The organism is Cellulomonas sp. P5_C5 (assembly GCF_054049655.1).
Window position 1 is genome coordinate 190,950 of the sequence record NZ_JBFULY010000005.1, and the last position, 13,127, is coordinate 204,076.

General features: G+C 73.0%; 13 protein-coding genes. 8 read left to right on the top strand and 5 right to left on the bottom strand.

The window, feature by feature from the left end:
• The gene (locus ACXJKF_RS06950) at positions 1-1,302 is read right to left on the bottom strand and encodes a multidrug effflux MFS transporter (protein WP_456786998.1); all 1,302 of its coding nucleotides are present in this window, start codon (positions 1,300-1,302) and stop codon (positions 1-3) included.
• An 81-nt stretch (positions 1,303-1,383) separates the two neighbouring features.
• On the opposite strand from ACXJKF_RS06950, the gene ACXJKF_RS06955 reads away from it, so the two are divergent.
• A complete protein-coding gene (locus tag ACXJKF_RS06955; RefSeq protein ID WP_456786999.1) occupies positions 1,384-2,133 on the top strand; it encodes an SOS response-associated peptidase in 750 nt (249 codons plus the stop codon).
• 9 nt (positions 2,134-2,142) lie between these two features.
• Here ACXJKF_RS06955 and ACXJKF_RS06960 read toward each other — a convergent pair whose 3' ends face one another.
• From ACXJKF_RS06960 to ACXJKF_RS06970, 3 genes are read right to left on the bottom strand one after another with little or no spacing between them, the layout of a single operon-like run.
• Positions 2,143-2,742: a GrpB family protein gene (locus ACXJKF_RS06960; RefSeq protein WP_456787000.1), complete on the bottom strand. Its 600-nt coding sequence runs from the start codon at positions 2,740-2,742 to the stop codon at positions 2,143-2,145.
• Between the two features lie 9 nt (positions 2,743-2,751).
• The gene (locus ACXJKF_RS06965) at positions 2,752-3,825 is read right to left on the bottom strand and encodes an adenylate/guanylate cyclase domain-containing protein (protein WP_456787001.1); all 1,074 of its coding nucleotides are present in this window, start codon (positions 3,823-3,825) and stop codon (positions 2,752-2,754) included.
• A gap of 14 nt (positions 3,826-3,839) precedes the next feature.
• Positions 3,840-4,691 carry a biotin--[acetyl-CoA-carboxylase] ligase gene (locus ACXJKF_RS06970; protein WP_456787002.1) on the bottom strand — a complete coding sequence of 284 codons (852 nt, stop codon included), beginning with the start codon at positions 4,689-4,691 and terminating at the stop codon, positions 3,840-3,842.
• A 114-nt stretch (positions 4,692-4,805) separates the two neighbouring features.
• Here ACXJKF_RS06970 and ACXJKF_RS06975 point away from each other — a divergent pair, with 114 nt between their 5' ends.
• From ACXJKF_RS06975 to ACXJKF_RS06990, 4 genes are all read left to right on the top strand, one after another.
• Positions 4,806-6,407, top strand: coding sequence for an acyl-CoA carboxylase subunit beta (locus ACXJKF_RS06975; protein ID WP_456787003.1), 1,602 nt, complete (start codon positions 4,806-4,808; stop codon positions 6,405-6,407).
• A complete protein-coding gene (locus ACXJKF_RS06980) occupies positions 6,404-6,988 on the top strand; it encodes a hypothetical protein (protein WP_456787004.1) in 585 nt (194 codons plus the stop codon). The genes ACXJKF_RS06975 and ACXJKF_RS06980 overlap by 4 nt, the downstream gene beginning before the upstream one ends.
• The gene (locus tag ACXJKF_RS06985) at positions 6,985-7,215 is read left to right on the top strand and encodes an acyl-CoA carboxylase subunit epsilon (RefSeq protein ID WP_456787005.1); all 231 of its coding nucleotides are present in this window, start codon (positions 6,985-6,987) and stop codon (positions 7,213-7,215) included. The genes ACXJKF_RS06980 and ACXJKF_RS06985 overlap by 4 nt, the downstream gene beginning before the upstream one ends.
• Positions 7,216-7,332: 117 nt before the next feature.
• Complete coding sequence (locus tag ACXJKF_RS06990) at positions 7,333-8,985, top strand: DUF885 domain-containing protein (RefSeq protein WP_456787036.1); 1,653 nt, start codon at positions 7,333-7,335, stop codon at positions 8,983-8,985.
• A 49-nt stretch (positions 8,986-9,034) separates the two neighbouring features.
• On the opposite strand, the gene ACXJKF_RS06995 is transcribed toward ACXJKF_RS06990, so the two are convergent.
• Entirely contained in the window at positions 9,035-9,730 is a 696-nt protein-coding gene (locus tag ACXJKF_RS06995; RefSeq protein ID WP_456787006.1) for a vitamin K epoxide reductase family protein, read from the bottom strand.
• A 145-nt stretch (positions 9,731-9,875) separates the two neighbouring features.
• Between ACXJKF_RS06995 and ACXJKF_RS07000 the strand changes: the two genes are divergently transcribed.
• The 3 genes from ACXJKF_RS07000 to ACXJKF_RS07010 all read left to right on the top strand — a co-directional run bounded on the left by ACXJKF_RS07000 (position 9,876) and on the right by ACXJKF_RS07010 (position 13,120).
• Positions 9,876-10,517 carry a Maf family protein gene (locus ACXJKF_RS07000; protein ID WP_456787007.1) on the top strand — a complete coding sequence of 214 codons (642 nt, stop codon included), beginning with the start codon at positions 9,876-9,878 and terminating at the stop codon, positions 10,515-10,517.
• Between the two features lie 116 nt (positions 10,518-10,633).
• Positions 10,634-11,110: an aromatic ring-opening dioxygenase LigA gene (locus ACXJKF_RS07005; protein WP_456787008.1), complete on the top strand. Its 477-nt coding sequence runs from the start codon at positions 10,634-10,636 to the stop codon at positions 11,108-11,110.
• Positions 11,111-11,317: 207 nt separating this feature from the next.
• Positions 11,318-13,120, top strand: a complete 1,803-nt coding sequence (locus ACXJKF_RS07010; protein ID WP_456787009.1) for an acetyl/propionyl/methylcrotonyl-CoA carboxylase subunit alpha — start codon at positions 11,318-11,320, stop codon at positions 13,118-13,120.
• Positions 13,121-13,127: the final 7 nt, after the last annotated feature.

Genomic DNA, 13,127 nt, shown 5'->3' on the forward strand with positions numbered 1-13,127 from the left:
TCAGCCCGACCAGGCGCCGTCGCGGTGGTACGCGGGCGTCGCGAGCGCGAGCACGAGCAGGGCCGCGACGGACGCGCCGACCATGACGGCCGCCATCGCGACCGCGTCGCCACCCAGCAGGCCCGACAGCGGGCTCACGATGCCGGACACGCCGGCCTGCGTCGCGCCGATGACGGCGGCGGCCGTGCCGGCGACCTCCCCGTGCCGGCTCAGGGCCAGCGCGGAGGCGTTGGGCGGCACGAAGTTGACCATCGCGAGGATGAGCCAGAGCACCACCAGCAGCGCGACGAGCCCGCCCCAGCCGGTGATCGCGATGGCCAGCAGCACGAGCGTGAGCACCACCGAGACGGGCAGGACCACGCGCACGATCCGGATCGGAGCCACCCGCCGCACCAGCGAGGCGTTCACCTGCGCGCCCGCGACCAGACCGATCCCGTTGACGGCGAACAGCAGCGAGAACTGCTGCGCGGACAGCCCGTAGCCCTCGCGCAGCACGAACGGGGACGCCACCACGTAGCTCATGAGCACCGCGACCCCGAGACCCGGCAGGATCGCGAGGGCGACGAAGTGGCGGTCGCGCAGCAGGTTCCTGTAGCCCGCCAGCGCGGTGCCCAGCCCGCCCTCGCGACGCCGTCCCGGAGGGAGCGTCTCGGGCAGCCGGCGCCAGACCACGACCCACAGCACGACCCCGAACACGGCGAGCGCCGCGAACACCCCGCGCCAGCCCCACTGACCTGCGATGACGCCGCCGATCGACGGCGCGAACAGCGGCGCCACCCCGATCACGAGCATCAGCCGGGACATCAGGCGCGACGCGTCCGAGCCGACGAACCGGTCCCGGATGACCGCCATGGCCACGACCGTGGCCGACGCGTTGAAGAACCCCTGCATGGTGCGCAGCGCGATCAGCGGCACGATCGCGGGGGCGACCGCGCACAGCAGCGACGTCACGACGTGCAGCGAGACACCGACCAGCACGGGCTTGCGACGCCCGAACCGGTCCGACAGCGGCCCGATCACCAGCTGACCCACGGCGCCGCCGATGAGCATCGCCGTCATCGTGAGCTGCGCCGCCGTGGCGGAGGTGTTCAGGTCCTTCGCGACGTCCGGCAGCGACGGCAGGTAGATGTCCGTGGAGATGGCCGGCAGGGCGCACATCAGCCCCAGCAGCAGCACGTACTTGGCGTTCGGCCGGTACTGCGGGGCGGGTGCGGCGTCGACCACCGGCACGACCCCGGGGGGTACGACGCCTGCGGCCGGCGCGTGGCCGGTCGGGGCGGTGGAGGTGGTGCGCGAGCTCATTGGCACGATTCTCCCACAGATAACGAATCGATTCGATCTCAGCGCGGTGTGATGTCACACGCACCTGGCAGGCTGGCCCCCATGTGTGGTCGATACGCCTCCTTCCGTGAGGACCAGGCGCTGGCCGACGAGTTCGCCATCGCGACCGTCGCCGACGACGTCCGGCTGCTGGGCCCGTCCTGGAACGTCGCGCCCACCGACGGCGTCCGCATGGTGGTGGAGCGCGCGGACAAGGAGACCGGGGAGATCACCCGGCAGCTGCGCGTCGCCCGCTGGGGCCTGGTGCCGTCGTGGGCGAAGGACATCTCCGTCGGCAGCCGGATGATCAACGCCCGCGTGGAGTCGATCGAGGAGAAGTCGTCGTTCGCCCGTCCGTTCGCCGTCCGCCGCGCCCTCCTGCCCGCCGACGGCTACTACGAGTGGAAGAAGGCTGCACCCGGCGCGCCCGGGCCTGCAGGCAAGCGCAAGCAGCCCTTCTACCTGCACCCCGCCGACGGCGACGTCGTCGCGCTCGCGGGCCTGTACGAGTTCTGGAAGGACCCCACCAAGGCCGACGACGACCCCGCCCGCTGGGTGGTCAGCGCCACCGTCATCACGCGGCCCGCCTCTGCCGAGCTCGCCCACATCCACGACCGCCAGCCGCTGATGCTGCGGTCGGACGCCTGGTCGGCCTGGCTCGACCCGGCCGTCGGCGCCGACGGTGCCCGCGAGCTGCTGGAGACGCCCGGACCGGACATCGTCGCCACCCCGGTGTCCACGGCCGTCAACAGCGTGGCCAACAACGGCACGTCGCTGGTCGACGAGGTCGACCCGCAGGACGACACCCGGTAGGGGTCGGGGTCAGAGCAGGCCGTTGGCCCGGAAGACGCGGTCCAGGATCTGGTGGATCACCGGCGCCTTGAGGTCGTTGTAGTCCGACACCAGGCCACCGCCACCGGTCCGCAGCCGGTCCGCGGCCGCGCGCTTGGCCTCCGCGTAGGCCGCGCGGTCCTCGGGGTGCTCGCGCAGCCAGTCGCGCAGGAGGGCGTGCCGGACCACCTCGGGACAGCCCGGGCTCCAGACGTGCAGATTCGCGCGCGGCACGTCGTGGGTGAGCAGGCGGTGCTGGTGCCAGGCGCGCTCGCGCAGGCTGAGCGTGAAGCCGGCGGCCTCCAGCTGCGGCCGGTACCGGTCCTCGTCGGCCGAGTCGGCCACGGTCAGGTCGAGGTCGATCACCGGCTTGGCGGCCAGGCCCGGGACCGACGTCGACCCGACGTGCTCCAGTGCGAGCACCTCGTCGCCGAGCGCCTGCGTGACGAGGCCGGCGAGCCGCGCGTACGCGTCGGGCCAGGCAGGGTCGTACTCGGCGACGACGATGGCGCCCGACTGCGGTGGCACGAGCCACTCGGCGACGTCGGGGTCGAACGGGTAGGAGCGGACGATCTCCTCGGCGCTGGCCACCGTCCGAAACTAGTCCGCGGCCCGCAGCCGCACCGGCGCCACCGACCCGATCCCGGCCAGCCGCCGGGCAGGGCGCGGCTCGAGCGCGAAGCGCGGGTCGGCCGACAGGACGGCCGCGGTCGCCTCGTCGACGAGCACGGTGCTGGGGTCCGCGATGTCGGTGAGCCGCGCGGCCAGGTTCACATCCGGACCGAAGACGTCGCCGAACCGCGACAGCACCCGCCCCCACACGAGCCCGACCCGCACGGGCGTCACGCCACGCGCACCCTCGAACAGCCCGCCGGTCGTGGTCTCGCGGTCGACGTCCAGCTCCTTGCCCAGGGTGTCCGCGAGGTCGAGGGCGATCAGGGCACCGGTCGCGGCACTGTCCGCGACGAACAGGATCGCGTCGCCGATGGTCTTGACCACGCGGCCGCCGTTGGCCGAGACGATGTCCCGGGCGGCCGCCTCGAAGCGCTGGACGAACTGCGAGAGGTCGGTGGAGCCGAGGCCTGCGGTGCGGCGGGTGAACGAGACCATGTCGGCGAACCCGACGGCACGGGCCAGGGGCAGGGCGGTCCGGTCGGGCCCGGGGTCGCGGAGCTGGCCGAACTCCCCGGCGTAGCGGCCGGCGATCGCGGCGAGCTGGCGCCGGTAGGAGTGCACCAGCTGCGCCTCGAGGACGGGCGCGAGGGACGCGAGGCGGTCGAGGACGAGCAGCCGTGCGGAGGTGTCGTCGAGCTCGTACCGGCCGGCCATGTCCTCCACGAGGGCCTCGACCTGCCACAGGGCGAGCCGGTCGGAGGTGTGGCCCAGCGCGCGCGTGACGGTGATGACGGTGCGCAGGTCGAGCCCGTGCTCGCGGACCAGGGCCGCGGCGCGGTCGATGGCCTCCGCGTCGCGCTCGGTGTAGATCGGGTCGTCCGGGTCGGCGTGCGGCAGGCCCATCGTGGTCCAGAAGCCGCGGACGACGTCGATGTCGATGCCGGCGCGCTCGGCCAGGTCGTGCGCGCTGAGGGTGCGGGGGCCGCCGAGCAGCTCGGCGTCGAGCTCCCCCACCGTCGACTCGAGGAAGTCGAGGTCCTGCGATCGATCGTCCGGCACGGGACGAGGGTAGTTCACCGGGCCGAGCGGACGTGGCGTACGTCACCCGCGAGCACGCGGTGGGTCACCCCGTCGTCGTCGACGACCACGAGGGCGCCGTCGTCGTCGAGCCGCGCCGCGAGGCCGCTGACGGTCCCGTCCCCCGGCAGCTCCACCCGGACCCGCGTGCCGAGGGTGCTGCACACGGCGGCGACCTCGTCGGCGAGCCCGGAGCCGACGGCGTCCCCGCCGGAGTCGCGCCACCGCTGGGCCACCTCGAGCTGCGCGGCGACGAGGGCGACGAGCATCCCCTCCCGGTCGACGTGCTGCGCGCCCGCGAGCGCGAGTGACGTCGCGCTGTCCACGGGCAGCTCGTCGGCACCCTGCAGGACGTTGATCCCGATCCCGATGACGACCGCGGGCGGCTGCCCGGCCGGCAGTGCGACGACCTCGGTGAGGATCCCGCCGACCTTGCGCGCGGCCCCCCAGCCCTCGACCTCGGTCCCGGCGGGCACGAGCAGGTCGTTGGGCCACTTCAGGGTCGCGGGGACGCCCGCGGTGGCCCGCAGCGCGTTGACGGCGCCGAGCCCGGCGAGCAGCGAGATCCAGCCGAACGACGCGGCGGGGACGGGCGGGCGGACCACGAAGCTGCAGGTCAGCGCGGTCCCGCGCGGCGTCTCCCACGAGCGTCCGGCACGGCCGCGGCCGCCGGTCTGGTGCTCTGCGACGAGCACGCTGGCGTCCGGCCACGAGGCCGGGTCGGCGCGCAGGGCGTCGGCCAGGTCGGTGTTGGTGGACCCGGTGCTGTCGACCACCTCGACCCGGGTGAGCGGGCCGGCGGGGGCGAGGAGGAGGTCGCGGAGCTCGGCGACGCGGAGGGAGGGCATGAAAGACACAGCGCCCATGATGGCGCGCGTTGTGGGAACCCGACACCCCGACGCGACCAGAACCGTGATCGGCCTGCACGTGCATGTCGGGCTCCGACAACTAGCCTCGGTCGAGTGACTGACACGCAACAGCCCGTCGAGACGGCCCCGCGCACCACGGCCGCCAAGCTGGCCGACCTCGCCGACCGCTACGAGGCGGCCGAGGCCGCCGAGCAGGGAGCCGTCGACAAGCAGCACGCGCGCGGCAAGCGGTCCGCCCGCGAGCGCATCGAGCAGCTCCTCGACCCGGGCTCGTTCACCGAGCTGGACGCGTTCGTCCGGCACCGGTCCCAGAACTTCGGCCTCGACAAGAAGCGCATCCCCGGCGACGGCGTGGTCGTCGGGCACGGCACGGTCGACGGCCGCCCGGTGTGCATCTACTCGCAGGACTTCACGGTCTTCGGCGGCAGCCTGGGCGAGGTGCACGGCCAGAAGATCACGAAGGTGATGGACCTGGCGCTGCGCACGGGCGTCCCCCTGATCGGGATCAGCGACGGCGGCGGCGCCCGGATCCAGGAGGGTGTCGCGGGGCTGACGCAGTTCGCGGAGATCTTCCGTCGCAACGTCGCCGCGTCCGGGGTGATCCCGCAGATCAGCCTCATCCTGGGCCCGTCGGCGGGCGGGGCGGTGTACTCCCCCGCGCTGACGGACTTCATCGTCATGGCCGACGGCACCTCCAACATGTTCATCACGGGCCCCGACGTCATCCGCGCGGTCACCGGCGAGGACGTCGGGTTCGAGGAGCTCGGTGGCGCGACGACGCACAACACCCGGTCCGGGGTCGCCCACTACATGGCGTCCGACGAGGACGACGCGCTCGACTACGTGCGCTCCCTGCTGATCTACCTCCCGCAGAACAACCTCACCGACCCGGTGACGTTCGACCACGAGGCCGACCTGGAGGTCAGCGAGGCCGACGAGGAGCTCGACACGCTCCTGCCCGACTCGGACAACCAGCCGTACGACATGCGCACCGTCCTGGAGCACGTGCTGGACGACGGGGTCCTGCTGGAGGTCCAGCCGCTGTACGCGAAGAACGTGCTGATCGGCTTCGGGCACGTCGAGGGGCACCCGGTCGGGATCGTCGCCAACCAGCCCCTGGCGATGGCCGGCACGCTCGACATCAACGCCGCCGAGAAGGCCGCGCGCTTCGTGCGGACGTGCGACGCGTTCAACATCCCGGTCCTCACGTTCGTCGACGTGCCGGGCTTTCTGCCGGGCACCGACCAGGAGTGGAACGGCATCATCCGGCGCGGCGCCAAGCTCATCTACGCGTACGCCGAGGCGACCGTCCCGCTCGTCACCGTCATCACCCGCAAGGCGTACGGTGGCGCCTACATCGTCATGGGCTCCAAGCAGCTCGGCGCCGACGTGAACCTGGCCTGGCCCACCGCGCAGATCGCCGTCATGGGTGCCGGTGGCGCCGTGAACATCCTGCAGCGCGGCGCCCTGAAGTCCGTCGCGGCCGAGGGTGGCGACGTCGAGGCCGAGCGCCGGCGCCTGACGGCCGAGTACGAGGAGGCGATCGTGAACCCGTGGGACGCGGCGGACCGGGGCTACGTCGACGCGGTGATCCCGCCGTCGCAGACCCGCACCGAGATCACGAAGGCCTTGCGCCTGCTGCGCACCAAGCGCGCGAGCCTGCCGCCCAAGAAGCACGGGAACATCCCGCTGTGAGCGACCACGAGCACGACGAGCATGACGAGCAGAGCGGTCATGATCCGCTCTCGCACGGCCCGGAGCCGTTGGTCGGCGTCGACGCGACCGACCTGCACGCCGCCGTCGCCGCCCTGGCGACCGCACTGCACGGGTACGTCGACGCCGCGGTGGGCGTTCGCGCCGAGTTCGGGTCGCGGGAGGCCGACGAGGACCCCCGGATCCTCGTGCTGGAGTCGGAGATCGGCGGCCTGAACGCGCAGCTGTACGACCTGCTGCACGAGCGGCTCGGCCTGCACGCCGATCTCACCGGCATGTCGTGGGGCGACGACGAGCACGGCGACGCCGACGGACCCCGCAGCGACGCCGAGCTCGACACGTTCCACCTCGGGTTCGTCGTCGGGCCGCCGCCGGGGACGTCGGACCTGTCCCTGGAGTCCGTGCTGGACGTCGTCGAGCAGGGCGGCGCGGACCTGGCGCAGCGGCTCGTGGACGCCGGTTTCGAGGTCGGCGAGTGGGGTGCGTCGCGCGGAGCGGCGGTCGCGTTCGAGGAGGACGACGACGAGGACGACGACGGCGACGACGTGACGGGGAGCTCATGAGCACGCGCGACGCGGACGTGCAGGTGGTCCGCGGCACCCCGGACGACCTGGAGCTGGCCGCCCTGGTGGCGGGCCTGATGGCGGCGGCCTCCGAGCGCGCCCGGCTCGCCGAGGAGCGGGACCATGCGGTCTCGGCACCCTGGGCGGACCGGCGCCGAACGATGCGCGGCACCCGCGTGGGCCTGCGTCCCGGCCCGGACGCGTGGCGCTGGAGCCTGCGCGCCTGAGCGCTCGACTCGTGGGTACCCGCGAGTAGGGTCGAGCGGGTGACGACGACGCCCACCACCCCGGACGCGCTCACCGAGCGCCCGCCCTCCCCGATCGACACGATCGCCGAGGCGTACATGACCCAGTACGCGACCCTCGACCCGCTGGCGGCGACCAGCATGGGGATCGCCGGGCACGACCACGAGATGACCGACCACTCCCCGGCCGGTCTCGAGGCCCGTGCGGAGCTCACCCGGAGCACCCTGCAGGCCCTGGACGGCGCCTCTCCGACGGACGAGATCGACCAGATCACGCTGGCCGCGATGCGGGAGCGGCTCGGCCTGGAGCTCGAGCTGCACGAGGCCGGCGAGTTCCTGCGGGACCTGAACAACATCGCGTCCCCGGTCCAGAACCTGCGCGACGTCTTCGACGTCATGCCGACCGGGGACGTCGAGGCCTGGTCCAACATCGCCGCCCGCCTGAACGCGCTGCCGTTCGCGGTCGACGGCTACATCGAGTCGCTGCGCCTCGCCGCGAGCACGGGTGGGATCGCCGCGGTCCGCCAGGTCGACGAGGCCGCCCGCCAGGCCGCCGAGCTGGCCGACCCGGCGACGTCGTTCTTCACGACCTTCATCACCGGTGCCGACGTGGACGCGGTCCTGGACGAGTCGGCCGCGTGCTCCCTGGTCCGCGCCGAGCTCGAGCACGGCGCCACCGCGGCCCGCGGCGCGTACGCGACCCTGGCGGCGTTCCTGCGCGACGAGCTGTCGCCGCAGGCCCCGCAGGCGGACGCGGCCGGCCGCGAGCGGTACGCCCTGTGGTCACGCGCGTTCCTGGGCGCCACGGTCGACCTGGAGGAGACGTACCGGTGGGGGCTCGAGGAGCTCGCCCGGGTCGTCGCCGAGCAGGAGGCCGTCGCCGCGCAGATCGCCGGACCCGGTGCCACGGTCGCGGACGCCGTCGCCAAGCTCGACGAGAACCCGGCCGGCACCCTGCACGGCACCGACGCGCTGCAGGCGTGGATGCAGGAGACGTCGGACGCGGCGATCGAGGCCCTGGACGGCACGCACTTCGACATCCCGGTCCCGGTGCTGACCCTCGAGTGCCGCATCGCCCCGACGCAGAACGGCGGCATCTACTACACGGGGCCCAGCGACGACTTCAGCCGTCCGGGCCGCATGTGGTGGTCGGTCCCCCCGGAGGTCACCACCTTCAACACGTGGCGCGAGAAGACGACGGTCTACCACGAGGGCGTCCCTGGCCATCACCTGCAGATCGGCCAGGCGGTGTTCCAGCGGGCGACGCTGAACACGTGGCGCCGGCTGGCGTGCTGGACGTCGGGCTACGGCGAGGGCTGGGCGCTGTACGCCGAGCGCCTCATGGCCGACCTGGGCTTCCTCGACGACCCGGGCGACCGGCTGGGCATGCTCGACGGCCAGCGGATGCGGGCCGCCCGGGTGGTGTTCGACATCGGCGTCCACCTCGGCCTGGAGGCGCCCGACGAGTGGGGCGGCGGGACGTGGGACGCCGACAAGGGCTGGGAGTTCCTCATCGCCAACATCAACATGCCCGAGGCGTTCATCCGGTTCGAGTGGAACCGGTACCTGGGCTGGCCGGGCCAGGCGCCCTCGTACAAGATCGGCCAGCGGCTCTGGGAGCAGACGCGCGACGCCGCGGCCGCCGAGGCGGAGGCGAAGGGCGAGGAGTTCGACCTGCGCGCCTTCCACGCCCGCGCGCTGAGCATGGGCGCCCTGCCGCTGGACGTGCTGCGGACGGCGTTCGCCGGCTGACGACGACGGGCCGGTGGCTGCTGCCACCGGCCCGTCGTGCACGTGCGCGTCAGGCGAGGATGATCGAGCCGTACTTGACCAGGATCGCGACGGCCAGCAGCACGATGAGCGCGATGGTGACGAACCAGTCGTTGCCGTGGTCCACGAACCGGCGGGCGGCGGGACCCCATCGGCCGGGGAACGTGATGACACCTTCGCGCACGTTCAGGCGCGTGAGTCCGGCCCAGACGAGGGTCGTCGTGACGGTGATGAGCAGGCACCAGGGGCACAGCGCCTTGATGACGAAGTACGCCTCGAAGAACAGCCACCACGCGAACAGGAAGCCGAGCGTGTAGATCGCCTGCGCGCCGAGCATGAACCAGCGCGGGAACACGACCCGTCCGAGGACGGCCACGGCGACCGTGATGACCACCGCCTCGGCGGCGATGCCGAGGAACGCGTTGGGGAACCCGAACAGCTCCGCCTGCCAGCTCTTCGCCACGACGCCGCAGCTGATGACCGAGTTGAGGTCGCAGCCCAACGTCGCGTCCGGGTCCGCCGCGAGCGTGAGCGCCTCGATCGAGAGCACGAACGACGCCAGCAGCCCCAGCGCACCGGAGATGATCATCTCGATCGCGGTCCGCGCCCGCCACGCCTGCGACGGCGGCTCCAGCAGGTCGGGGTCGGGGTCGGGGTCGACCTCGTCGAAGTCGTCCAGGTCGTCGCCGTCCAGCTCGTTCGCCGACGACCTCGTCGCGTCACCCACGGTGTCTCCTCGCGTCCCTCGTGACCCGGACCGGCGGTACCGCCCGCCGCACCCGGACACAGCGCGCCCATTGTGCCCTGACGCCCTGTGCCGTGGGCACGGGTCGGAGGTCCCGGGAGGTCCCGTCGAACTAGGCTGCCCCTCCGTGACCCGTCTCCTGCTCGCCTCCGCCTCGCCCGCCCGTCGCGCCACCCTCGTCGCCGCGGGGATCGAGCCCCTCGTCGCCGTGTCGGGCGTCGACGAGGAGGCCGTCCTCGCCGCGGCCCGCGAGCGGTTCGGGGAGCTGGACCCGGCCGATGCCGTGCTCCTGCTGGCGCAGGCCAAGGTGGAGGACGTCTCCCGCACCCTGCCCGAGGAGCTCGAGGACGCCGACGACCTGCTCCTGCTGGGCTGCGACTCGATGCTGGAGCTGGACGGTCAGATCTACGGCAAGCCCGTGGACGCCGCCGACGCGACGGCCCGCTGGCGTGCGATGCGCGGGCGGACGGGTGTGCTGCACACCGGGCACTGGCTGATGGACGAGCGCGACGTGCCCGCGATGCTCGGGGCGACGTCGTCGACGACGGTCCGGTTCGCGGACCTGTCCGACGCGGAGATCGACGCGTACGTCGCGACGGGTGAGCCGCTCGCGGTAGCGGGTGCGTTCACGGTCGACGGTCTGGGTGGCCCGTTCGTGGAGCGGATCGAGGGCGACCACCACGGGGTCGTCGGCCTGAGCCTGCCCCTGCTGCGCGAGCTGCTCGGCGAGGTGGGCGTGAGCATCCCCGACCTCTGGCGGGATCAGTGACCAAAGTCCCTGATGGGAGGCCTGGTCCACACGGAACGATCAAGTCGTGGGCCAGCCCGAGAGGCCCATCGGAGCCCGGGTAGGCCGGGCCCGCTCTGGGCGCCCGAGGACACCTCATGTCGACTCTCCCTGCACCGACCAACCGCTTCGTCCGCATCTCCGGCCTCCTGGCGATCATCGCCGGCGCCGTGTTCGTCATCGCCGGGGGCGTGACGTGGGGTGCGGTCTCGTCCCACCTCGCGGCCGAGAACATCACGGTCTCTGAGGACGCCGCGGCCTTCGGCGGGCAGACCGTCGACACGCCGTGGGAGGCGTACGCGCAGGCCGAGATCATCAACCACCACGCCCTCGAGGCCACGGACGGCAAGACGTACGCCGAGCTCGAGAAGGACGACCCGCTGCGCGCCGTCGCGATGAACGGCTCCTTCCTGCGGGCCTCGCTGTTCACGTCGGTGGTGGCCTTCGGTGTCGCCGCCCTCGTCATGGGCATCGGCGTGGTCTTCGGCATGATCGGGTTCGCCCTGCGGCGCCTGGCGCCCGCGACGGCACCGGCCCCCGCACCGGCCGACGAGAACCTTCTCGCACGCGTCTGACGCACGCTCCACGAGCCCGGTCCCGCGCGGGACCGGGCTCGTCACTTGTGGTGACCGGACAACCCGGCGCGCGCAGAACGCTCGTGACGGACACGCCGTCTGAGGATCCCTACAAGGAGGCACCGACGGCCTTGGCCGGATCGACAATCTTGTGCGGGCACGCCGCGCGCGCGTCGGTGGGAATCGTCGAGGGCGTTACGGTGAGCCGTGCCCGCCATCTCCAAGGTCCTCGTCGCCAACCGCGGTGAGATCGCCGTCCGCATCGCCCGTGCCTGTCGCGACGCCGGGATCGGCTCCGTCGCCGTCTACGCCGACACCGACCGGGAGGCGCTGCACGTCCGCGTCGCCGACGAGGCGTTCGCCCTGAACGGCGCCCGCGCGGCGGAGACGTACCTCGACATCCCCAAGCTGCTCGACGTCGCGCGGCGCTCCGGAGCCGACGCCGTGCACCCCGGCTACGGCTTCCTCGCCGAGAACGCCGGCTTCGCGCAGGCCGTCATCGACGCCGGGCTGGTCTGGATCGGTCCCCCGCCCGCGGCCATCGACGCGCTCGGGGACAAGGTCAGCGCACGGCACATCGCGCAGCGGGCCGGAGCGCCCCTGGTCGCCGGCACTCCGGACCCCGTCCAGGGCGTCGAGGAGATCCACGCGTTCGTCGCGGAGCACGGCCTGCCCGTCGCCATCAAGGCGGCGTTCGGCGGCGGCGGCCGCGGCCTGAAGGTGGCCCGCGAGTCCAGCGAGATCGACGAGATGTTCGAGTCGGCGACGCGGGAGGCCGTGGCGGCGTTCGGGCGCGGCGAGTGCTTCGTCGAGCGGTACCTCGACCGTCCGCGGCACGTCGAGACGCAGTGCCTCGCGGACCAGCACGGCACGGTCGTCGTGGTGTCCACCCGCGACTGCTCGCTGCAGCGCCGGCACCAGAAGCTGGTCGAGGAGGCCCCGGCACCGTTCCTCACCGACGCCCAGAACACGCAGCTGGTCGAGTCGTCGAAGGCGATCCTGCGCGAGGCCGGCTACGTCGGCGCCGGGACGTGCGAGTTCCTGGTCTCCGCCGACGGGATCATCTCGTTCCTCGAGGTCAACACGCGGCTGCAGGTCGAGCACCCGGTCACCGAGGAGATCAGCGGCGTGGACCTGGTCCGCGAGCAGCTGCGCATCGCGTCGGGCGAGCCGCTCGGCTACGACCACGTGCAGTCCCGGGGCCACTCGATCGAGTTCCGCATCAACGGCGAGGACCCGGGCAAGGGCTTCCTGCCCGCGCCGGGCCGCATCACGCGGCTGCGGTTCCCGTCGGGTCCCGGGGTGCGCGTCGACTCCGGCGTGGTCGAGGGCGACAGCGTCTCCGGCCTGTTCGACTCGATGATCGCGAAGGTGATCGTGACGGGCGCCGACCGCCCGCAGGCCCTCGCGCGCGCCCGTCGCGCGCTGGCCGAGCTCGAGGTCGTCGGCATCCCGACCGTGGTCCCGTTCCACCGCGCGGTGCTCGACGCCGAGGCGTTCGCCCCGAGCGACCCCGCGCAGCCGTTCTCGGTGCACACGCGCTGGATCGAGACGGAGTTCGCCGAGACCGTCGCGGCGCTCAGTGCGGCCCCCGAGTCGGAGCAGGACGAGGACGACGAGCCCGCCGCGCTCGAGCGCGTGGTCGTGGAGGTCGGCGGCAAGCGGCTCGAGGTCGTCCTGCCCGCCGCGCTGGCGGGTCTCGGCCGTGGACCCGGGAACGCCGGTCGCGGCTCGTCCGGTCCGTCCGCGCGCCGGCCCGTCCGCCGGGTGGCGCGCGCCGCGAGCAACGGCAACGGCACGACGCTGAGCTCGCCGATGCAGGGCACGATCGTCAAGGTCGCCGTCGCCGAGGGTGCCACCGTGGCCGAGGGCGACCTGGTCGTGGTGCTCGAGGCCATGAAGATGGAGCAGCCGCTGGTGGCGCACCGCGCCGGAACGGTCACCGCGCTGTCCGCGGGCGTCGGTTCCAGCGTGAGCGCCGGCACGGCCATCTGCGAGATCGTCGGCTGACCCGCGC